We start from the raw sequence: 20742 nt of genomic DNA, 5'->3' as shown, positions 1-20742 counted from the left end.
TGAAATTTCTTTAACCCCTGATCCAAAACGGCTTTTCGTTTTCCACTTCCGTATTATTCCAAATTATGGAAATATTTTTTGCGACACGAACAGAAGGCGGCACATCATGGAAGCGACCGAAAAGCGGCAGCGTGGACGCCCGCGCTCGTTCAATCCGCAACCCGACAATGCTTCGGTCCAGTCGCTCGACAGGGCGCTTCGGATCCTGGCGATCGTCGCCGATGGCAACGGCCTGTCGCTATCCGAGATCGCAGCCAGTTCCGGCCTTGCCGCCTCGACCGCCTATCGCATGCTAACCACGCTCGAGAGCCACGGCATGGTCGAGTTCGACAAGAACGAGCAGCTATGGTCGATCGGGGTCGAGACCTACCGAATGGGCTCGGCGTTCCTGCGCCGGCGCAAACTGGTCGATCGCGCCCGGACCGTCATGCAGGATCTTATGGAAAAGACCGGCGAAACCGCCAATCTCGGCGTGGCCGAGGAAGACTGCGTGATCTTCGTCAACCAGGTCGAAACGCACCAGGCGATCCGCGCATTCTTCCGGCCGGGTACGCGAACGTCCTTTCATGCCTCGGGGATCGGCAAGGCGATCCTCGCCTATCTGCCTTCTGAGCGGGCAACGGCGATTGTCCGCAAGGCCGGGCTGGAAAGGCACACGCCCAAGACTCTCGCGGATGAAGGTGCCCTCGCCCGCGATCTTGCGGATATCCGGGCGCGCGGCTGGTCGGTGGACGATGAGGAGCGTTATCCCGGCATGCGCTGCGTGGCCGCCGCCATCTTCAATGAGGCCGGGGAGCCCGTCGGCGGCGTCTCCGTCTCCGGCCCCACGGTGCGGGTCACGCCGGAGCGGCTGGCCGAGATCGGCCCGCTGGTGCGCGACGCCTCGGCAGAGGTGACGAGAATGATCGGCGGGGTCGATCCGTTCGAGCAGGGAAACGCCAGCGGCTCACGCTAACGTTCGAGCGTCGCTCGGCGGCGGCTCCGCTAGAAGCCCCCTATTCCAGTGACGTGCCGTAGCCAGAAGGCAAGCGCGATGAAGGCAATTGCAGCCGTGACGCTTGTCCAATCGACATTCGCGGCCTTGAGCCCACGAACAAGCCTCGCCAGAGCACACCACGCCACCATCACGACAAAGGCGACAAAGACAATCCGGATCATCCTTCACCTCCCGCAAAGCCGAGGGTTGTCAGGAATATATGGGGATGTAGCGGCCCGATTTGAGGGTGGTGGAACTCAAACGCACGCAGGCGAACCCGCCCATTAAATTTTACTTAAATCTTCCGGATTAGGAGACTCGCGAAAGCGAGGTTCCATGACGCGCGCCCTGTATCTCGTCGCGCTCCTGATGCTGGGGAGTTGCGCTACAGCTCCAACCCGGATCAACAACGTCTGCGCGGTGTTCGACCAGCGTGACGGCTGGTTCAACAATTGGCACACTGCCGCCAAGAAAACCGAGCGCGAATTCGGCGTTCCCGCGCCGATCCTGATGGCGACCATCTACACCGAATCCGGCTTCAGCGCCTATGCACGGCCGCCGCGCACGAAGCTGCTCGGCTTCATTCCGTGGACGCGCCCGTCGACGGCCTACGGCTATTCCCAAGCGCTCGACGGCACGTGGGCACGCTATCAGGCCGAGACCGGCAACTGGTATGCGAACAGATCGAATTTTGCCGACGCCATCCGATTCATCGGCTGGTATCACGCGACCAGCAACCGCGTGAACGGCATCGCGCTCAACGATACCTACAACCTCTACCTTGCCTATTATCTCGGCCATTCGGGCTATTCGCGGGGCGGCGGAAATGCCACGGCCCAGCAGGGCGCGCGACGCGCCGCCAACATGGCCATCCGCTACGCCGACCAGATGCGCAGCTGCGGCCGTTAATCCCAGCTTCCACAGGCAGCTAGACTACGCAAGCATTGACCTTCCACGGCCATTGGCCGATGCTCGCCCTGTCGCGGGAGGGCTGCCATGATCACTGGATCGCAATGCCACGCTGGCCGTGCGCTTGTCGAGATTTCGCGGGCCGAGCTCGCCAGCAGATCTCGGGTGGATGAACTGATCATCGAACAATTCGAACACGAGTTGGAGCTTCCGGGCCCGGCGGCGATCGCCGCGATCCAGAAGGCGCTCGAAGAGCTCGGAGCCATCTTCATTTCCGAGGACGGAGGCGGGATCGGCGTGAGGCTGAAGTCGTCCAAGCCAACCGTCAAACACGGCTCCGAAAAGAAGAGCGTCGGCGGACTCAGGACGGGCCACGACGTGCACTAGTGGCCCGCCGTTCGCGAGCCGACGAGACGCTGCGTCATCTTCGTGAAGGTTACGCTGCGTCTTGCGAAAGATACGGAACGCGGAGCGAAATTTCTTGAAATATCAGTTCGTGAGGCTCATGGGAGTGGCATAACCCGGGACAAGCGGACATTTCCGCCCTTAAGCAACTTTGGTCAAAGCTTGCTTGGCATGACTCCTCCCCGTTCGAGCCAATGCCACTTTGGCCGCATGGAGAAATTTTCCCATGTCTTCGACAACCTCTGCCTTGCCTTCGAGCATTGCACCGGCCAATCCACGCTCGCGCGTCATCCTGGCCAGCCTGATCGGCACCACGATCGAATTCTACGATTTCTACGTTTACGCGACCGCCGCGGTCCTGGTGTTTCCGCACCTGTTCTTCCCGGCCGGCAATGACACCACCGCCCTTCTGGCGTCCTTCGCCGTTTTCGGCGCGGCAATGGTTGCCCGGCCGCTGGGCGCGATCTTCTTCGGCCATCTGGGCGACAAGCGCGGACGCAAGATCACGCTGGTCGGCGCGCTGCTCACCATGGGCATCGCCACCTTCCTGATCGGCCTCTTGCCGACCTATGTGTCGGCCGGCTGGCTTGCCCCCGCGCTTCTGGTGATCCTTCGGCTGGCGCAGGGTTTTGCGCTTGGCGGCGAATGGAGCGGCGCGGCACTTGTGGCGACCGAGAACGCCCCGAAAGGCAAGCGCGCGATATTCGGCACCTTCCCTCAGCTCGGCGCGCCGATCGGCTTCATCATCGCCAACGGCCTGTTCCTCATCATCGCCGCGACGCTGCCGTCCGACGATCCGTCGCGGCCTTCGACCGCGTTCCTCGAATGGGGCTGGCGTATTCCGTTCCTGTTCTCGATCGTCATGGTGGCAGTAGGCCTGTGGGTGCGCCTGAATCTCGTGGAAAGCACCGCGTTCGAGCGCACGGTGAAGACCGGCCAGGTCCAGAAGGTGCCGCTCGTCGCCGCCTTCAGCACATATTTGAAGGAGCTCATCCTGGGCACCTTCTATATGCTCGCGACCTATGTGCTGTTCTATCTGATGACCACCTTCTCGCTGAGCTACGGCCGCGCGGCGACAACCGCCCCGCTTCCGGGCCTTGGCTATGACTACCGCACCTTCGTGCTGATGATGATCGTCGGCGTTGTGTTCTTCGGCATCTTCACGCTGGTTTCCGGCCCCTGGGCCGACCGCTGGGGCCGCCGCAAGACGCTGATATGGATCACCCTCGCCATCATCGCCTTCGGTCTGGTCTGGGTGCCGATCCTGTCGGCAGGTACGGTGGGCGTGATGGCCTGGCTGATCATCGGCTTCACCTTGATGGGCCTGACCTTCGGCCCGATGGGCGCGCTGCTGCCCGAACTGTTCCCGGCGAATGTGCGCTACACCGGCTCCGGCATCTCCTACAACGTGTCGTCCATCCTGGGCGCAGCCGTCGCACCGTTCATCGCGGTTGCATTGTGGAGCGCCGGCGGCGGCAGCCCGTTCTGGGTCGGCATCTACCTGTCGGCCATGGCTGCCCTGACGCTGATTGCGCTTTTGCTCGGCAAGGAAACCAAGGACGTCGACATCGACGCCTGAGCCTTGTCTGCAGTAAAAAAGGGCACCCTCGATTTCTGTCGGGGGTGCCCTTTGTTTTGTCTTTACTGGCGCGCCAGATATGCTAACCGGGTGTGCGCGTGCCCTTGTAGCTCAGTTGGTAGAGCACCTGATTTGTAATCAGGGGGTCGTCGGTTCGAGTCCGGCCGGGGGCACCATTGTTTTCCATGCTCGCTTGCAGCAATTCGTATCCGTCAGAACACAGGAACTAAGGCGCCGTCGCGGCGTTGAACGGGCAACCGTCCTCGTTTGCGCGTAGGTGTGCCATGATGCGTTGCCTGAAATTCGTCTCTCAGGTCTCCAATCCGGAGGCGGTCTGATGGCGCCGCGTCCCGCCTGGAAAGGCTATCTCAAGCTCTCGCTTGTCACCTGCGCCGTGCAGCTGACGAATGTCACCACCAACGCCGAGCGGGTCTCGTTTCGGATGATCAATCGCGCCACGGGCAATACCGTCAAGCGGCAGTATGTCGACGCGGTCACCGGCAAGCCGGTCGAGGACAAGAACGAGGTCAAGGGCTACGAGATCGACAAGGACCAGTTCCTGCTCGTCGAGGAAAATGAGATCGAAGCGCTGCAGATCGAATCCGAGCACACGATGAGCCTGGACGGCTTCGTGGACAAATCGGAGATCGAGCAGATCTATCTCGACACCCCTTACTATGTGTCGCCGTCGGACAAGGTTTCGGAAGAAGCCTTCGCGGTCATCCGCGACGCGCTCGCGGCCAAGAAGATGGCCGGCCTTGCGCGCATCGTGCTCTACCGGCGCGAGCGGCCCGTCGTTATCGAGCCGCTTGGCAAGGGCATGCTTCTGACAACGCTTCGCTACGAGAACACGGTGCGCAAGTCATCCGCGGTGTTCGACGACATCGACGACGTTAAGATCGACGACGAGATGATCGAACTCGCCACCCACATCATCGACAAGAAGCGCATAAAATTCGACCCGTCCAAGTTCGAGGACCAGTACGAGAACGCCCTGCTCGAACTTATCCGCGACAAGAAGGCCGGACGCACGCCGCCCGTGGTAAAGCCGTCGGCTCACCCGTCCAACGTGGTCAACCTGTTCGACGCCCTGAAGAAGAGCCTCGCATCCGAGGGCATTGCCGAGGACGAAGATGGCGGCAAGAAGCCTCCGTCCACCCGCCGCGCCTCCAAGGCCGCGAGAAAAAGCCCGGCACCCGGCAGCGGAAAACGTAAGTCCGCCTGAGGAGACGGCTGGTGGGGTCTCTGGAGCAATACCAGGCCAAGCGCGACTTCCGTAAAACCAGGGAGCCTTCCGGCCGCGCGAAGCCTGCGCCGACGAAGAAGCCGGGCGGCATTTTCGTCGTCCAGAAACACGCGGCCACACGCCTGCACTACGATTTCCGGCTGGAGCATGACGGCGTGCTGTGGAGCTGGGCGGTGACGCGCGGCCCAAGCCTCGACCCGGCCGAAAAACGGCTCGCCGTGCATGTCGAGGATCACCCGATCGACTATGCCTCCTTCGAGGGCACGATCCCCAAGGGCGAATATGGCGGCGGCTCCGTGATCGTCTGGGACGAAGGCACCTGGACGCCGGAAGGCGATCCGGACGCAGGCCTGAAGAAGGGGCATCTCCAGTTCGAGCTGAAGGGCAACAAGCTGAACGGGGCCTGGCACCTTGTGCGGCTAAAGCCTCGCGCCGGCGAAAAGCGGGACAACTGGCTTCTGATCAAGTCAGATGACATTTATGCCCGCCCCGGCGAGGACATTCTCGAGGAAGCGCCGGAATCGGTCAAATCCGGCGTGACGATCGAGGAAATCGGCAAGGACAACCCTGCCATCTGGCATTCGAAGCCGCGCACCGGCGATGCCCCCAAAGCCAGCGCAAAGCCCTCCCCGCGTCCTGGCAAGGTCGCGAAACTGCCTGGGTTCATCGAGCCATGCCTGGCACGGCTTGAAACGCACCCGCCGACAGGCGAGGACTGGGTTCATGAGATAAAATTCGACGGCTACCGCATGCAGGCGCATGTTGCCGCCGGTCGTACGACGCTGCTGACCCGTAACGGGCTCGATTGGACAGAGCGGTTTGGCCAGGAAATTGCCGCGGCCCTGGCGAAGCTCGATTGCGACAACGCCATTTTCGACGGCGAAGTCGTCGTGCTCGAGAGCAACGGCATATCCTCTTTCTCCGCATTGCAGGCCGCGCTGTCGGATGGCCGCGGCGAGAGGCTGGTCTACTATGTCTTCGATCTGCTCTTCCTCAACGGCGAAGACCTGCGGTCCGAGCCACTGAAGGAGCGCAAGGAACGCCTGCGCCAGCTGCTTGGCGAGAACGCCGGTGATGGCATTCTGCGCTACAGCGAGCATTTCTTGCAGCCGGGCCAGACAATGCTGACCCACGCCTGCCGCATGGGCCTTGAAGGCATCGTTTCAAAACGGGCGTCGGCGCCCTATCGCAGTGGACGCACCGGCGACTGGCTAAAGGCGAAATGCACGCTTCGGCAGGAGTTCGTGATCCTCGGCTATCTGCCATCGGAGAAGAGAGGCCGTGACCTGCGCTCGCTCGTTGTCGGGTGCAATGATGACGGCAAGCTTGTGTCGGCCGGTCATGTCGGCACCGGCTTCAACGGCAAAAATGCCAAGGACCTGCAGCAGAAACTCGATAACCTGGAGGTGGCCTCGGCCCCGATATCCGGCCCCGCAGCCAAGGAAAAGGGCGTGGTCTGGGTCAAGCCAGAGCTTGTTGCGGAGATCGAGTTTCGTACCTGGACGGCCGACCGCAATATTCGCCAGGCATCCTTCATTGCGCTGCGCGAAGACAAGCGAGCCGACGAAATCGTTGCCGAAAGGCCGCAAGATATTCAGGATCAAAAGCAGCAAGGGGCTCACGGAGCGAAATCGCGAGATGCAGTGAACCTTTCAAATCCCAACAAGATCCTGTGGCCCCAAGCCGGGGTGACCAAGGCCAGGCTCCTTGACCACTATGAGAGCGTCTGGCCGCGTATGGAGCCCTATGTCGTCAACCGGCCGCTGGCGCTTGTCCGCGCGCCCGATGGCGTCGAGGGCAGCCAGCGCTTCTTCCAGAAGCACGCTTCGCCCGGCATGCCGGACAGCATTTCGAGCATGCGCGACCCCGAGGACAATGAAGAGCTGCTCTTCATCAAGGATTTCAATGGGGTGGCAGCTCTGGTTCAACTGGGCGTGGTTGAAATCCACCTCTGGGGCTGTACCGTCGACGCGCTTCGCACACCCGACCAGATCGTCTTCGATCTAGATCCCGATGAAGGACTGGGCATCGACGACGTGCGCGCGGCTGCGCTCGATGTCGGCCAGCGACTGGAAGAGATCGGGCTGCCGCATTTGGTCAAGACATCCGGCGGCAAGGGCTATCACATCGTCGTGCCGTTGAAGCCCAAGGCGGACTGGACGGTCGTGAAAACCTTCGCGCATGACTTCGCCAAGGCGATGGAGCAGTCTAACCCCGAGCGCTACACGGCGACCCTGTCGAAGGCCGCTCGTAAGGGGCGGATCTTCATCGACTATCTGCGAAACGCGCCCGGCTCGACGACCGTCGCCCCCTATTCAACGCGAGTAAGGCCGAACGCCACGGTGTCGCTTCCCATCACGTGGAAAGAGGTCGAGGCGGGTGTCGGCCCGACCGACTTCACGGTGGGCAGCAAGGCGCTGGCCAAGGCCCTCGCCTCTGCCGATCCCTGGGCCGATTATGAAAAGCTGCGGCGCGCGCTGAAAGCCTGAGCGATGGCGGAGCACTGTGCTCCCGCTTCAGTGATGCGCGAGAATGTTGACCAGCTTGCCGAAAGGGTCGCGCACAAAAAACCGCCGCACGCCCCAGGGCTCGTCGCTGGGACCGTATTCGATCGCGAAACCTGCCTCCCGCATTCCAGCCAAGGCGGCTTCGAGATCGTCCACCTCTATGGAAAGATCCGGCGTCGGCGTGCCGGAACCGCCCTGCTCCGCAAAACTGATTTGTACGCTCATCGTCTCGCCGGAGCCGTATGTCGCAATCCAGCCGTGGTCCATCAGGAGATCGAGGCCGAGCACGTCATGGTAAAAGCGCCTGGCGGCCGCTATGTCGCGCGTATCGATATTGGCGACGATGCGCTTGACCTTCATGACCCTCTCCAAATCTTCGCTGGCCCGGATAAGTGACCATATGCAGGATCAATACGGCATGCTACCTCGACACGCCAAGGTTTCGAGGCGAGGACGGCAACAGCCATGACACGCAAAGCGCGCGACACATTCGCCGTCGTATCTTCAGGGGCTCCCGACGCAGAGGAAGCGGCGGCGCGTCTCGTCGCCCGCTATGGCAATTCGCCCGTGGATGAGGCCGACATCATCGTCGCACTCGGCGGCGACGGTTTTCTGCTGCAGACCCTGCGCGAAACCATGGGTTCCGGCAAGCAAGTCTACGGCATGAACCGGGGCACGGTCGGCTTCTTGATGAACGAGTTCCAGGAGAACGGGCTGCGTGAGAGGCTGCATGCGGCGGTGGCGGAGACGATCCGCCCCCTGCAGATGGATACGGTTCTGGCCGATGGCACAGGCCTTCGGGCGCTGGCCATCAACGAGGTTGCGCTCTGGCGCCAGTCCTATCAGACCGCCAAGATTCGCATCACCATCGACGAAAAAGTTCGACTCGAGGAACTGAGCTGCGATGGCGTGATGGTGGCGACCCCGGCCGGCTCCACCGCCTACAACCTCTCGGCGCACGGGCCGATACTGCCCCTCGATGCGCCGTTGCTTGCGCTCACCCCGGTCAGCCCCTTCCGCCCGCGGCGCTGGCGCGGCGCCCTCATCCCGCAGGCTTCGGTCGTGCGTTTCGACGTTCTCGAAGCAGACAAGCGCCCGGTGAACGTCGCGGCAGACCACACCGAAGCAAAGTCGGTGCTGTCAGTAACGGTGCAGCAGTCGCAGGATGAAACCGCTACCTTGCTGTTCGACGCCAGCCATTCCTGGAGCGAACGCATCCTGGCCGAACAATTCCGATACTGATGCCATTGCGGCAAACGGCGGAAAAGATTAATTATTAATCGGCGCGATCTCGGCATTTGCCGCTGATTGTGTTGACAAAGCGCGTTACTGAACGTAACGCGTTGAAATATTGTGCAAGCGCGGGGCGTTTGCCGCGTCCTCTGGACGCGCCCTTCAAGCAGCCAAAGACAGCCAAGACACTTGTCCTCAGACACCCAGACCGCCCAAGACGCGATGACTTTCGCAGACCTCGGACTTTCGCCGAAGGTTCTTTCCGCAGTCGCTGACGCCGGCTACACCCAGCCGACGCCTATCCAGGCAGGCGCCATTCCGCATGCCCTTCAAGGCAAGGACGTTCTGGGTATCGCCCAGACCGGCACCGGTAAGACCGCCTCCTTCGTGCTTCCGATGCTGACGCGGCTTGAAAAGGGCCGCGCCCGCGCCCGCATGCCGCGCACACTGATCCTCGAGCCGACGCGCGAACTGGCCGCGCAGGTCGAGGAAAATTTCGTCAAGTACGGCAAGAACCATCGGCTCAACATGGCCTTGCTGATTGGCGGCGTTTCCTTCGACGAACAGGAAAAAAAGCTGGAGCGCGGCGCCGACGTGCTGATCGCGACGCCTGGCCGTCTTCTCGATCATTTCGAGCGCGGCAAGCTGCTTCTTTCCGCGGTGGAAATTCTCGTCATCGACGAGGCCGACCGTATGCTCGACATGGGCTTCATCCCCGACATCGAGCGCATCTGCAAGCTCATCCCCTTCACGCGCCAGACTCTGTTCTTCTCGGCCACCATGCCGCCGGAGATCACCAAGCTGACCGAGCAATTCCTGCACGCGCCGGTTCGTGTCGAAGTTGCCAAGGCCTCTTCCACAGCGTCGACAGTTACGCAGCGGTTGGTCAAGTCCGGCAGCAAGCCGTGGGACAAGCGCGCCGTGCTGCGCGACCTCATCCGCGCCGAAGAAGGCGAGCTCAAGAACGCGATCATATTCTGCAACCGCAAGGTGGAAGTGTCCGAGCTGTTCCGCTCGCTGATCAAGTACGACTTCAATGCCGGCGCGCTGCATGGCGACATGGACCAGCGCGCGCGCATGACCATGCTGGCCAACTTCCGCGAGGGCAAGCTCCAGTTGCTCGTGGCTTCGGACGTTGCCGCGCGCGGTCTCGACATTCCCGACGTCAGCCACGTCTTCAATTTCGACGTGCCGATCCACGCAGAGGACTATGTCCACCGCATCGGCCGCACCGGCCGCGCCGGCCGTTCGGGCAAGTCCTTCACCATCGTCACCAAGGGCGACACCAAGCATCTCGATGCCATCGAAAGGCTGATCGGCAAGCCCATCGAATGGCATGATGGCGACCTGTCGTCCGTGGTCGAGAGCGAGGAAGATTCGGCCCCGCGTCGTGGCAAAGGCCAGCGTGGCCGCGGCCGCAAGGACGAGGGCGACCGCAAGCGCGGTTCGCGTCACGCCAAGGCGACTGAGGAAAAGCAGGCACAGGAAGCTGTTGTCGAGGCCGAAGCTGCGTCCGAGGACAAGGCCGAGCGCCACACCCGCCGCGACAGCATCAAGGCCGACAATGCCGAGCGCAGGAGCAGGCACGAGGCAGGCGACAGCCACAAGCATGAGGATCGCCGGCCGCGTCACCGCAAGGAAGACGACGATAACAAGGTCGTCGGCTTCGGCGACGACATTCCCGCCTTCATGCTGGTCAGCGCCAAGATCTGACCGGATATCGGGGGACGGGCCTCACGCCCCGCCCTTCAACACACGCCTGATACGAAAAAGCCCGCCGAAACCGGCGGGCTTTTCAGTTGCACCGTATCCGCGCCGATCAGGTAAGCGGCGACAGCTGGATTTCGACGCGGCGGTTCTGCGCGCGACCGTCGGCGGTGGCGTTCGAGGCGACCGGGCGGGTCTTGCCGAAGCCGGTGACCGCAAAGCGACGCTGATCGACGCCCTGTGCGTTCAGGTAGTTGGCAACCGAAAGCGCGCGACGCTGCGACAGGTCGAAATTGTGCTGGTCGCCGCCGGTGGCGTCGGTATGGCCGAATACGTCGACGAGCGTCTGGTTGTACTTCTTCAGCACCAGAGCCACGGAGTTCAACACCTGGTAGAAGTCCGGCTTGATGTTGTCCTGGTCGACGCCGAAGGTGATGTCCGACGGCATGTTGAGGATGATCTGGTTGCCGGCGCGGGTAACGCTGACACCCGTGCCCTGCAGCTGGGCGCGCAGTTCGGCCTCATTGCGATCCATCGTGGCGCCGATGGCGCCGCCGGTCAGAGCGCCGATGCCAGCGCCAATCAGCACGGCATTACGCTGCGCGTTCTTGCTGCCACCGACGGCCAGGCCTGCCAATGCGCCGAGGCCGGCACCGATGGCCGCACCGCCAGCGGTGTTGGAGACCTTCTGCTCGCCCGTATAGGGGTCGGTCGAGCACGCGCCGAGAAAAGCCGTGGCCATAAGCACGGCGATCAGTTTCTTTTTCATTCCGGGTTGTCCCTCTTACCAATGTCCCGCGCCGAAACCGGCGCCAAATAGCCCTTCCAGCCGCCCTTGTAGCATAGAATGCGGCGAAAAGCCGAACATCAAAGCGACAACGTGACGTTTCCGGCGCGCGCCGGAAAACGTGAATGCTCGGAGTGGCGGAAACTACTCAGTAGGAGCGCGGCGGCACGAACAGACAGACCGTCTTGGTGTTCTCGGCGCCGCCAACGGAGCACCAATGATATTCGCCGTCGGGCGAGTTGCGCACGCGGGAATCCTTGTAGGGCAGAACCTCGCCGGTGCCGACGATGACATAGCCTTCCGGCCGCTCGCTGATTGCCTTTTGAGGCACTTCACGGCAGTCGATCCCCGAGCAGCAGGAGGTAGGATAGGTCCAGCCGGACTTCGCTTGGTGAGCAAGACTTGTTGAAACGGAAGATGTGAGAAATCCCAGTGACGCAATAGCACTCACGCCAAAGGCGCATCGGGACCATTTTGCCGAGCCAAGCATGTTTTGCTCTCCAAAGGGTCCCCCTCAGAAAGCCTCACCCACGGATAAACGAAGTATCGCGCCCGATTGTTCCAGAGTATTTGAGATACGCAGTCAGGCCTTTCCGGCCTGATCCAAGCAAAAAGGCCGCTCGGATTGCCCCGTGCGGCCTTCTTTATTGGCTGTTCGAATCGCACAGGTCAGTCGATGTCGGCGATAGCCTGACCCGAGCCACCCTCTATGCGTTGCGACAGCGAGGCTTCCATGAAGTCGTCCAGATCGCCGTCGAGCACGTCCGACGGGCTCGTGCTTTCCACGCCGGTGCGCAGGTCCTTCACCAGCTGGTAGGGCTGCAGCACGTAGGAGCGAATCTGGTGGCCCCAGCCGATGTCGGTCTTGGAGGCCGCAGTGGCGTTGGCCGCCTCCTCGCGCTTCTTCAGCTCTTCCTCGTACAGTCGCGCCCTCAGCATGTTCCACGCGGTGGCGCGGTTCTTGTGCTGCGAACGCTCCTGCTGGCAGGCCACGACGATGCCGGTCGGGATGTGCGTGATGCGCACCGCCGAATCGGTCGTGTTGACGTGCTGACCACCTGCGCCAGACGCGCGATAGGTGTCGATGCGGACATCCGACTCAGACACCTGGATATCGATCGAGTCGTCCACCACCGGATAGACCCAGACGCTGGAGAACGAGGTATGCCGGCGCGCATTGCTGTCATAGGGCGAAATGCGGACGAGACGATGCACGCCCGATTCCGTCTTCAGCCAGCCATAGGCATTGTGGCCCTTGATGAGCAGCGTAGCCGACTTGATGCCAGCCTCTTCGCCGTCGTGGACCTCGAGCACTTCGACCTTGAAGCGGCGGCGCTCGGCCCAGCGCGTGTACATGCGCAACAGCATCGACGCCCAATCCTGGCTTTCCGTGCCGCCGGCACCGGCATGCACTTCCAGATAGGTGTCGTTGCTGTCGGCTTCGCCTGAGAGCAGGGTCTCGATCTGGCGCGCCTTGACCTCGCCGGACAGCGAGCGGATCGCAGCCTCGGCCTCGTTGATGACGTCAGCGTCGCCTTCTTCCTCGCCGAGTTCGATGAGACCGATATTGTCGGTCAGCGCCCGGGACAGACCCGAAATCGAATTGATCGAATCGTCCAGGCTCTGGCGCTCGCGCATCAGTTTCTGGGCTTCCTGCGGATCGTCCCAGAGGGTCGAATCCTCGGAACGCATATTCAGGTATTCAAGCCGTTTTAAAGCCTGATCCCAGTCAAAGATGCCTCCTCAGCAGGCTTATGGCCTGCTTGATTTCGTCGACCAGCTTTTCGGTTTCTGCGCGCATGGCAGGTGTCCAGCCTCTCAAGATGATAGGGGTTTTAGATAGGGGTGCGAATTGGCGCGGACCATAGGCAGGCGCCCCGGCCCTGTAAAGCAAAATGGGCCGGATACGTTCCGGCCCATACTCAAAGAAGTTGGCTCAGTACAGGCCGCCGCCAACACCGTCGGTGATGGCCTGGTTGGCCCTGGGCGAAAGCGCCTCGCCCGAACCATTGGAGCCGTCCTCGCCCATGCCGATGACCCAGTAGCTGTCGGCCGGGCCAGTACCGGGCTTGAAGGCTTCCATGATGGTATCCGGCTCGCCAGCATTGGCCTGCATGCCGGTCTTGCGGTTGATCGCGATGAGCTTCATGCCGTCCGGCACCTTGAATTCGACCGGCGGCACGCCCTTCATGGCGTCGCCCATGAATTCCTTGAAGACCGGCGCTGCCAGACCGCCACCCGTGGCGCCCTTGCCGAGAGACTGCGGCTTGTCGTACCCCATATAGAGGCCGACAACCATGTTCGGTGTGTAGCCGATGAACCAGGCGTCCTTCTCGTCATTGGTGGTACCGGTCTTGCCGGCGATCGGGCGGCCGAGTTCCCTGAGCGTGGTGGCGGTGCCGCGGATGACCACGCCTTCCATCATCGAGGTAATCTGGTAGGCCGTCATCGGGTCGAGCACCTGCTCGGAATTGTCGACCAGCTCCGGCTCGGACTGCTTGTCCCATTCCGCCACATCGCAGCCTTCGCAGCCGCGCTCGTCATGCTTGTAGACGGTCTTGCCGTAACGGTCCTGAATGCGGTCGATCAGCGACGGCTTGATCTGGCGGCCGCCATTGGCCATCACCGAATAGGCCGACACCATGCGCATGACCGTGGTTTCGCCCGAACCGAGCGACATGGCCAAATGCTGGGGCATCCTGTCGTAGACGCCGAAGCGCTCGGCATATTCGGCGACCAGCTTCATGCCCATGTCGTTGGCCAGACGAACGGTCATCAGGTTGCGCGAGCGCTCGATGCCGGCGCGCAGCGTCGAGGGGCCGGCGCCGTTGCCGTCATAGTTCTTCGGCGTCCACGTGGTGTTGCCGATGTGGATCGTGATCGGACCGTCCATGATCACCGACGCCGGCGTATAGCCGTTGTCGAGCGCAGCCGAATAGACGATCGGCTTGAACGAAGAACCAGGCTGGCGGAATGCCTGAGTGGCGCGGTTGAACTCCGACTGCGAATAGGAGAAGCCGCCGACCATGGCCAGAACGCGGCCGGTATGCGGGTCCATGGCCACCAGGCCACCGGAAACTTCCGGCGGCTGCCGCAGTATGTAGGCGCTGTCGGAGCCTTCCTTCTTCTCGACGAAGATGACGTCACCGGGCTTGAGAACATCGGCCACCGAGTTTGCCTTTAGGCGCTTGCCGTCGACGACATGGCGCATGGCAAAGCTCATGTCTTCCTTGCCGATGGTGCCCTTCTCCCGGTCTGCGACCAGCGCGCCCGAGGCCTGCCGGTCGGGCTGGAGCCCAATCGCAATACCGGAATTGCCGCTTTCGAGAACGACGGCCAGCCGCCATTCGGGGACATCGTCGAGGCCCTTGACCTCACCGAGCTTCACACCCCAGTCGCCGGAAATATCGATGTGGGTCACCGGGCCGCGATAGCCGCGCAGGGTGTCAAACTTGACCAGGCCGTGCTGCATGGCCTTGCGTGCGAGGCGCTGAAGTTTCGGATCAAGCGTGGTGCGCACCGAAAGCCCGCCCTCGTAAAGGGCATTCTCGCCATAGCGCGAAATGATCTCGCGGCGCACTTCCTCGCTGAAATACTGGCCGGCGAACACATAGTCGCCGGCGCGGCGCGGCGTAACGCCAAGCGGCTGCGTCTTGGCCTTGTTGCCCTCGTCGCGGGACACGTATCCGTTCTCGACCATCTGGTCGATCACCCAGTTGCGGCGCTCGATCGCGCGCTCGGCGTGGCGGAACGGATGATAGTTGGACGGGCCCTTCGGCAACGACGCCAGATAGGCGCACTCGGCTATGGTCAGTTCGCTGACCGACTTGTTGAAATAGGTCAGCGCCGCGCCACCAACGCCATAGGCGCCCATGCCGAAGAAAATCTCGTTCATGTAGAGTTCGAGGATGCGGTCCTTCGAATAGGCCTGCTCGATGCGGAAGGCCAGGATCATTTCCTTGATCTTGCGCTCATAGGTCTGGTCGGCGGTCAGCAGGAAGTTCTTGGCCACCTGCTGGGTGATGGTCGACGCACCCACCTGGCGGCGGCCCGAGCCGAAATTCTGCAGATTGACCAGGACCGCGCGGCCCAAACCCGTCACGTCGACACCAGGGTGGTTGTAGAAGTTCTTGTCTTCGGCAGACAGGAAAGCGGCCTTGAGGCGATCGGGGATAGCCTGAATCGGTAGGAACAGGCGGCGCTCTCGCGCGTACTCGCCCATCAGCGCGCCATCGGCAGCATGGATCCTGGTGGTCACCGGCGGCTCGTACTTGGCCAGAACCTCGTAGTCAGGCAGATCCTTCGTTACGTGGCCGATATACAGCGCAGCGCCCGCCGCCACGAGCAGTGCCAGCATGGTGCCGATGCCAAAGAAATAGCCGATAAGACGAATCATGCCCGCTCCAGTCCGTGGTTCGGGAATTCCTCTGCAAAAACGGCGCCCACTGCAAGTCGGGCAGTCATTCCCAATCCGTTAGCGCGCAGCAATGTCGCGTCGATGTGGGTAAAATGCGGCAATCCCGCCTATTGGTTCCAAATATCCAGAATTAAACTGCAAAGTGTGATGGCAGCGTAGCATGGCGACGCAGGTTGCAGTGAACTATCCGCCCACGGCCGTCTTGGATGCGGCGAACCCGGCCACCGCCTTGGAAATACTGTCAGCAGCCTTGCCGCGCCAATCCGGATCGCGCAACTGCTCCTCGTCCTCCGGGTTCGACAGATAGCCGAGCTCGATGAGCACCGAGGGCACGTCCGGGGCTTTCAGCACCCGAAAGCCCGCAAAGCGATGCGGATTGTTGATCAGCCCCACCGAATTGGACAGCTCGCCGACCACAGACTGGGCGAATTTCATCGAGAAGCCATGCGTTTCACGCCGGATAAGGTCGATGAGGATATCGGCGACTTCGTGGTTCTCGTCCTCGATCTCGATGCCGGCCAGCTTGTCCGACAGGTTTTCGCGGTCGGCAAGCGCCTGCGCTTCGGCGTCAGAAGCCTTTTCCGAGACGGTATAGACGGTCGCGCCGCGGATACCTTTTAGACGGATGGTGTCGGCGTGAATGGATATGAACAGGTCCGCCTCGTGCTGTCGCGCGATCCGCACCCGGTCGTCAAGGCGCAGGAACTCATCCTTGTCGCGGGTCATGTAGACGTCGTAGCTGCCGATTTCCGCGAGCTTGGCCTTCAACTCCAGGGCGAAAGCCAGGGTGATGGACTTTTCGATCGTGCCGTTCAGCCCCTCGGCGCCACCATCGATGCCGCCATGGCCGGGATCGATCACCACGGTGAAACGTTTTTGCGGGTGGTTCTCTTCGAGACGATCGGTCTTGGGCGTCGCGGTCGATGCGGTCGTCTGCGCCTGAACGGCGAGCGCTTCCTCGAACTGCCGCTCCGACGCAGCAATGATGTCGGCAACGACCCGGTAGCCCGGCGCGTCTTCGTTCTTCAGAATATCGAGCTTCTCGACCGTGAACGGCCCCTTGGTGGTCAGGACAACGCGAGAAACGCCCTCCCCGACCTGGCCATAACGGACACTCTTGATGAGACCGTGCGCCTTCAGGTCCTTGGTGTCGATCGAGAACTTTGCACCGGGAAGATCGATCACCAGCCGGTGCGGCCCGCGCAGGAGCAGCCATTTGGGCTCGGGCTCGCGGTCGAAATTCATCACCACGCGCATGCGCACCGCATCGCCCGCCATCTTGTAGCTCGTCATCTCGAGCGGTGCGGCGGAAGCGGCAGTCATGGCGACGGCGGCCAGGCCGACAATCAGAAGGAACAGGAGGGAGAAATTGGAAAGGACCCTCCGCCCGACGTCAGCAAGTCTCATTTCCACCGTTGAAATACCTTATCTGCGATTGTCGCGCCGAATTTCCGCGCGACTGCACAGGCCCAAACTCAGCTTAACGATTGGTATCGAAACAAGGTTAACCAAGCCTTTTCAGGCTACCCGGCGACTCACAACAAGACGCAACTGCCTTTGCCGACAACAGAATTCAGGGTTGCGTTGCACCCCGGCAAATCATAAAAGCGACAGTAGACCATCGCAATGCCTGGAACTGTGACGGCGCAGCTTCCATATTCGGTCAAGCGACGAAAACAGCACCAATCGCGGCGGCGATTCGACGGTTTGAGATGGTCGCGAAGGATTTCGCAAAGGAGTCCCTGAGTTACGGGTCCCTTGGCGTGTGGAAAACGGCCGGAACACAATTCCGCGCCGGCTCGGTAGGAGCAAAAATAGCTGGTCCGGTTTTCCGGGCTTTGGTTCAAAGTGGTTCCGCAAGGGTACCGATGATTTCAAGCGCAATCCTGGGACGACCCGCAAATGACCGCGCCAATGTGGCAGCGGGCGGTTCGTTCATCGCGCTACGACATCGGCCGGCGGACTTTCAAGCGTCCGGTACGCCTCTTTCCCCCAGCATGTGGCAGCGCGTTTCGCTGCCGATGAACCGGTTGGCGGCGGCCGGCAGGACACAAGATAATGCCCAACAAGATGTTAGTAGATGCCTCCCACCCGGAGGAAACACGGGTTGTCGTAGTTCGCGGTAACCGTATCGAAGAATTTGATTTTGAATCCCAGGACAAGAAGCAGCTCAAAGGAAATATCTATCTCGCTCGCGTAACGCGTGTAGAGCCCTCCCTCCAGGCTGCTTTTGTCGAATATGGCGGAAACCGTCACGGCTTCCTCGCCTTCAGTGAAATCCATCCCGATTACTACCAGATCCCGGTAGCCGATCGTCAGGCGCTGTTGCGCGCCGAGGCGGAGGAGCACGAGGACGAGGACGACGACGCGAACGGAAACGGAAACGGAAACGCCGAAAGCAATGGCGAAGAACGCCATGATCGCGGCCGTGGCCGCAAGCGCCGTCGCGGCGGACGCAATCGCAGCCGCAATGGTGACGAGTCGCGCCACGCCGCTGAAGCCTCCGACGAAGAAGCCGCGGCAGTAGCCGAAGGCGAGCATGACGATCACGCAGGCGACGAGGTCTCCGGCGACGATGAGCATGGCTCGCATGCTGAACCGGTCGCTGAGGTCGAGGGTGGCGAATCCGCGGAAGACGGCACCGAAGATTCGGGTTCTTCCAGCATCGCCGCAACGGTAGATGCCGACGTCATCTCCGAACCGGTCCCGGCTTCGGACGAAGAATCCGCACCTTCCGAGAACGAGCATCGCGGCGTTGTCGAGGAAATCGCCGGCGCACATGACGACGACCACGGCATCGAGATCGTCGGCGCCGAGGACGCGATGGAAGAGGCGCGCACCCGTCGCAAGCCGATGCGCCGCCAGTACAAGATCCAGGAAGTCATCAAGCGCCGCCAGATCCTGCTGGTGCAGGTGGTCAAGGAAGAGCGCGGCAACAAGGGCGCTGCGCTGACGACCTACCTGTCGCTCGCCGGCCGCTATTCCGTTCTGATGCCCAACACCGCGCGCGGCGGCGGCATCTCACGCAAGATCACCAATGCGCAGGACCGCAAGCGCCTGAAGGAAGTGGTGCAGGAGCTCGAAGTGCCGCAGGGCATGGGCGTGATCCTGCGTACCGCCGGCGAAAGCCGCACCAAGGCCGAGATCAAGCGCGACTACGAATATCTGATGCGGATGTGGGAAAATGTCCGCAGCCTGACCATGCAGTCGGTGGCCCCTGCCCTCGTCTACGAGGAAGGCAGCCTGATCAAGCGTTCCGTGCGCGATCTCTACAACAAGGATATCGACGAAATCCTTGTTGCTGGCGAGGAAGGCTACCGCGAAGCCAAAGACTTCATGCGGATGCTGATGCCGAGCCACGCCAAGGTGGTTCAGCCCTATCGCGACACCACGCCGATCTTTGCCCGCAACGGCATCGAAGCCCAGCTCGACCGCATGCTGCAGCCGCAGGTGACGCTGAAGTCGGGCGGCTACATCATCATCAACCAGACCGAGGCGCTGGTTGCGATCGACGTCAACTCCGGTCGCTCCACCAAGGAGCATTCGATCGAGGACACTGCGCTCCAGACCAATCTGGAAGCAGCCGAGGAAGTGGCGCGTCAGTTGCGACTGCGCGACCTCGCGGGCCTGATCGTCATCGACTTCATCGACATGGAGGAGAACCGCAACAACCGTGCGGTCGAAAAGAAGCTCAAGGATTGCCTGAAGAACGACCGCGCCCGCATCCAGGTCGGCCGGATCTCGCATTTCGGCCTCATGGAGATGTCGCGCCAGCGCATCCGCGCCAGCGTGCTCGAATCGACCATGAAGCCCTGCCCGCACTGCGGTGGCACCGGCCATATCCGCTCCGATTCGTCGGTGGCCTTGCTCGTGATCCGTGCGATCGAAGAGTTCCTGCTCAAGGATTCGCGCCATCACATCACGGTCCGCACGCCGGGGGCCACGGCCTTCTACGTGCTGAACCACAAGCGCAGCACTCTGGTGGAGCTGGAACAGCGCTTCGGCCTGACCATCTCGCTCGAGCCTGACGAGTCGGTCGGCTCGCAGCACTACGCGATTTCGCGCGGCGCTGTGGTCGAAAAGCCGGTCACCCCGCAGCCCGTCCTGCCGTCCGCTTCCTACATCGAGCCTGAGGAGATCGAAGAGGAAGAGGTCGTCGAGGAAGAGGAGGCCGAAGAGGTCCACGCCGAACAGCCCGCTCGTGCCGAAAAGCACGAGGAAGAAGACCACCGCGACCGCAAGCGCCGCAAGCGCCGGCGGCGTCGTGGCCGCGACCGCGAGCATGGTGCTCCAGCCGAAGCCGAGACCGTCGCCGAGGCGGTTGAAGGCGAGGAAGAGGAAGCCGGCGAGCCTGAAGAGGCCGGCGTGGCAGCTGTTGCCGCGAGCGCCGATGATGCCGACCGCAAGAAGCGCCGCCGCGGCAAGCGGGGCGGCCGCCGCAACCGCAAGGAAGAGGGCGAGGCAGGACATGCTGATGAGGCTGTCGAGGCTGAGGCCGCGGAAGGCGAGGAAGTCGAAGCTTCTGCCGTCGTCGAGGCGGTGAGCGAGGAAGCGGCACTCGAACCTGCGGCCGAAGAGCCGGCGGCGGTCGAGGCTGCAACCGCTGAGGAGGCTCCGGCCGAGAAGCCGAAGAAGACCACGCGTCGCACCACGCGCTCGAAGAAGGCTGCCGCTGAAGAAGCGCCAGCTGTAACCGAAGCGGCCGCGACGGAAGCAACCGAGGCGCCGGCCGAGGAAAAGCCGGCCAAGAAGCCGAGGGCACCGCGCCGCAAGGCCGCTGCCGAGCCGGCTCCTGCTCCGGAGGCCGCCGAGGTCGCGCCTGAGGCGCCCGCCGAGGCTCCGGTTGCGGAAGAAACCGCAGCACCAGTGAACGATCAGCCTGCTCCGGCCGAAGAGCCGCAGCCGGAAGTCGAGGAAAAGCCCAAGAAGACGGGCTGGTGGCAGCGCAAGAGCTTCTTCTGAGCCTGGCGCCAATA

The 20742-nt window shown here is 62.1% G+C and carries 16 protein-coding genes and 1 tRNA gene; 10 read left to right on the top strand and 7 right to left on the bottom strand.

Annotated elements, in window-relative coordinates:
• The first annotated feature begins 106 nt into the window (after positions 1–106).
• Complete coding sequence (gene bhcR / locus M2281_RS17635; RefSeq protein WP_280822475.1) at positions 107–955, top strand: HTH-type transcriptional regulator BhcR; 849 nt, start codon at positions 107–109, stop codon at positions 953–955.
• A 29-nt stretch (positions 956–984) separates the two neighbouring features.
• Here the strand turns inward: bhcR and M2281_RS17630 are convergent, their stop codons facing one another.
• The gene (locus M2281_RS17630) at positions 985–1158 is read right to left on the bottom strand and encodes a hypothetical protein (RefSeq protein ID WP_280822474.1); all 174 of its coding nucleotides are present in this window, start codon (positions 1156–1158) and stop codon (positions 985–987) included.
• A gap of 154 nt (positions 1159–1312) precedes the next feature.
• Here M2281_RS17630 and M2281_RS17625 point away from each other — a divergent pair, with 154 nt between their 5' ends.
• From M2281_RS17625 to ligD, 6 genes are all read left to right on the top strand, one after another.
• Positions 1313–1885 (top strand): hypothetical protein, encoded by a 573-nt coding sequence (locus tag M2281_RS17625; RefSeq protein WP_280822473.1) that lies wholly within the window; start codon positions 1313–1315, stop codon positions 1883–1885.
• A gap of 87 nt (positions 1886–1972) precedes the next feature.
• A complete protein-coding gene (locus tag M2281_RS17620; protein WP_280822472.1) occupies positions 1973–2272 on the top strand; it encodes an XRE family transcriptional regulator in 300 nt (99 codons plus the stop codon).
• A gap of 244 nt (positions 2273–2516) precedes the next feature.
• Positions 2517–3869: an MFS transporter gene (locus tag M2281_RS17615; RefSeq protein WP_280822471.1), complete on the top strand. Its 1353-nt coding sequence runs from the start codon at positions 2517–2519 to the stop codon at positions 3867–3869.
• Between the two features lie 100 nt (positions 3870–3969).
• A tRNA-Thr gene (locus tag M2281_RS17610) sits at positions 3970–4045 on the top strand.
• A 161-nt stretch (positions 4046–4206) separates the two neighbouring features.
• Complete coding sequence (locus M2281_RS17605) at positions 4207–5094, top strand: Ku protein (RefSeq protein WP_280822470.1); 888 nt, start codon at positions 4207–4209, stop codon at positions 5092–5094.
• An 11-nt stretch (positions 5095–5105) separates the two neighbouring features.
• Entirely contained in the window at positions 5106–7604 is a 2499-nt protein-coding gene (gene ligD, locus M2281_RS17600; RefSeq protein WP_280822469.1) for a DNA ligase D, read from the top strand.
• Between the two features lie 27 nt (positions 7605–7631).
• Here the strand turns inward: ligD and M2281_RS17595 are convergent, their stop codons facing one another.
• A complete protein-coding gene (locus M2281_RS17595) occupies positions 7632–7982 on the bottom strand; it encodes a VOC family protein (protein WP_280822468.1) in 351 nt (116 codons plus the stop codon).
• A 105-nt stretch (positions 7983–8087) separates the two neighbouring features.
• Between M2281_RS17595 and M2281_RS17590 the strand changes: the two genes are divergently transcribed.
• Both M2281_RS17590 and M2281_RS17585 read left to right on the top strand, forming a co-directional pair.
• Positions 8088–8864, top strand: coding sequence for an NAD kinase (locus tag M2281_RS17590; RefSeq protein WP_280822467.1), 777 nt, complete (start codon positions 8088–8090; stop codon positions 8862–8864).
• A 213-nt stretch (positions 8865–9077) separates the two neighbouring features.
• Positions 9078–10568 carry a DEAD/DEAH box helicase gene (locus M2281_RS17585; RefSeq protein ID WP_280822466.1) on the top strand — a complete coding sequence of 497 codons (1491 nt, stop codon included), beginning with the start codon at positions 9078–9080 and terminating at the stop codon, positions 10566–10568.
• A gap of 106 nt (positions 10569–10674) precedes the next feature.
• Here the strand turns inward: M2281_RS17585 and M2281_RS17580 are convergent, their stop codons facing one another.
• The 5 genes from M2281_RS17580 to M2281_RS17560 form a co-directional block, all read right to left on the bottom strand.
• The gene (locus tag M2281_RS17580; RefSeq protein ID WP_280822465.1) at positions 10675–11331 is read right to left on the bottom strand and encodes an OmpA family protein; all 657 of its coding nucleotides are present in this window, start codon (positions 11329–11331) and stop codon (positions 10675–10677) included.
• 166 nt (positions 11332–11497) lie between these two features.
• On the bottom strand, positions 11498–11839 hold the full coding sequence (locus M2281_RS17575) for a hypothetical protein (protein ID WP_280822464.1): 342 nt from the start codon (positions 11837–11839) through the stop codon (positions 11498–11500).
• A 179-nt stretch (positions 11840–12018) separates the two neighbouring features.
• A protein-coding gene (gene prfB, locus M2281_RS17570) for a peptide chain release factor 2 (protein WP_280822463.1) occupies positions 12019–13150 on the bottom strand; the annotation gives its coding sequence in 2 pieces (ribosomal slippage) (positions 12019–13083 and positions 13085–13150; 1131 coding nt in all).
• A gap of 135 nt (positions 13151–13285) precedes the next feature.
• Positions 13286–15745: a penicillin-binding protein 1A gene (locus M2281_RS17565; protein WP_280822462.1), complete on the bottom strand. Its 2460-nt coding sequence runs from the start codon at positions 15743–15745 to the stop codon at positions 13286–13288.
• Between the two features lie 204 nt (positions 15746–15949).
• On the bottom strand, positions 15950–17173 hold the full coding sequence (locus M2281_RS17560; protein ID WP_280822461.1) for an N-acetylmuramoyl-L-alanine amidase: 1224 nt from the start codon (positions 17171–17173) through the stop codon (positions 15950–15952).
• A gap of 651 nt (positions 17174–17824) precedes the next feature.
• Here M2281_RS17560 and M2281_RS17555 point away from each other — a divergent pair.
• Positions 17825–20728, top strand: coding sequence for an Rne/Rng family ribonuclease (locus M2281_RS17555; protein WP_280822460.1), 2904 nt, complete (start codon positions 17825–17827; stop codon positions 20726–20728).
• The last annotated feature ends 14 nt before the right edge of the window (positions 20729–20742 follow it).

The sequence above is a fragment of the Pseudaminobacter soli (ex Li et al. 2025) genome (assembly GCF_029892515.1).
Taxonomy (GTDB): domain Bacteria; phylum Pseudomonadota; class Alphaproteobacteria; order Rhizobiales; family Rhizobiaceae; genus Pseudaminobacter; species Pseudaminobacter soli_A.
This window is presented reverse-complemented; position numbering and strand designations above follow the sequence as displayed.

What these genes read in the sequence shown, in the direction of transcription:
- M2281_RS17555 (WP_280822460.1), top strand. Translation starts at nt 17,825, where the DNA reads ATGCCCAACAAGATGTTAGTAGATGCCTCCCACCCGGAGGAAACACGG.
- M2281_RS17565 (WP_280822462.1), bottom strand. Translation starts at nt 15,745, where the DNA reads ATGATTCGTCTTATCGGCTATTTCTTTGGCATCGGCACCATGCTGGCA.
- M2281_RS17595 (WP_280822468.1), bottom strand. Translation starts at nt 7,982, where the DNA reads ATGAAGGTCAAGCGCATCGTCGCCAATATCGATACGCGCGACATAGCG.
- M2281_RS17575 (WP_280822464.1), bottom strand. Translation starts at nt 11,839, where the DNA reads ATGCTTGGCTCGGCAAAATGGTCCCGATGCGCCTTTGGCGTGAGTGCT.
- M2281_RS17630 (WP_280822474.1), bottom strand. Translation starts at nt 1,158, where the DNA reads ATGATCCGGATTGTCTTTGTCGCCTTTGTCGTGATGGTGGCGTGGTGT.
- M2281_RS17580 (WP_280822465.1), bottom strand. Translation starts at nt 11,331, where the DNA reads ATGAAAAAGAAACTGATCGCCGTGCTTATGGCCACGGCTTTTCTCGGC.
- M2281_RS17585 (WP_280822466.1), top strand. Translation starts at nt 9,078, where the DNA reads ATGACTTTCGCAGACCTCGGACTTTCGCCGAAGGTTCTTTCCGCAGTC.
- bhcR (WP_280822475.1), top strand. Translation starts at nt 107, where the DNA reads ATGGAAGCGACCGAAAAGCGGCAGCGTGGACGCCCGCGCTCGTTCAAT.
- M2281_RS17620 (WP_280822472.1), top strand. Translation starts at nt 1,973, where the DNA reads ATGATCACTGGATCGCAATGCCACGCTGGCCGTGCGCTTGTCGAGATT.
- M2281_RS17615 (WP_280822471.1), top strand. Translation starts at nt 2,517, where the DNA reads ATGTCTTCGACAACCTCTGCCTTGCCTTCGAGCATTGCACCGGCCAAT.
- M2281_RS17625 (WP_280822473.1), top strand. Translation starts at nt 1,313, where the DNA reads ATGACGCGCGCCCTGTATCTCGTCGCGCTCCTGATGCTGGGGAGTTGC.
- M2281_RS17590 (WP_280822467.1), top strand. Translation starts at nt 8,088, where the DNA reads ATGACACGCAAAGCGCGCGACACATTCGCCGTCGTATCTTCAGGGGCT.
- M2281_RS17605 (WP_280822470.1), top strand. Translation starts at nt 4,207, where the DNA reads ATGGCGCCGCGTCCCGCCTGGAAAGGCTATCTCAAGCTCTCGCTTGTC.
- M2281_RS17560 (WP_280822461.1), bottom strand. Translation starts at nt 17,173, where the DNA reads ATGAGACTTGCTGACGTCGGGCGGAGGGTCCTTTCCAATTTCTCCCTC.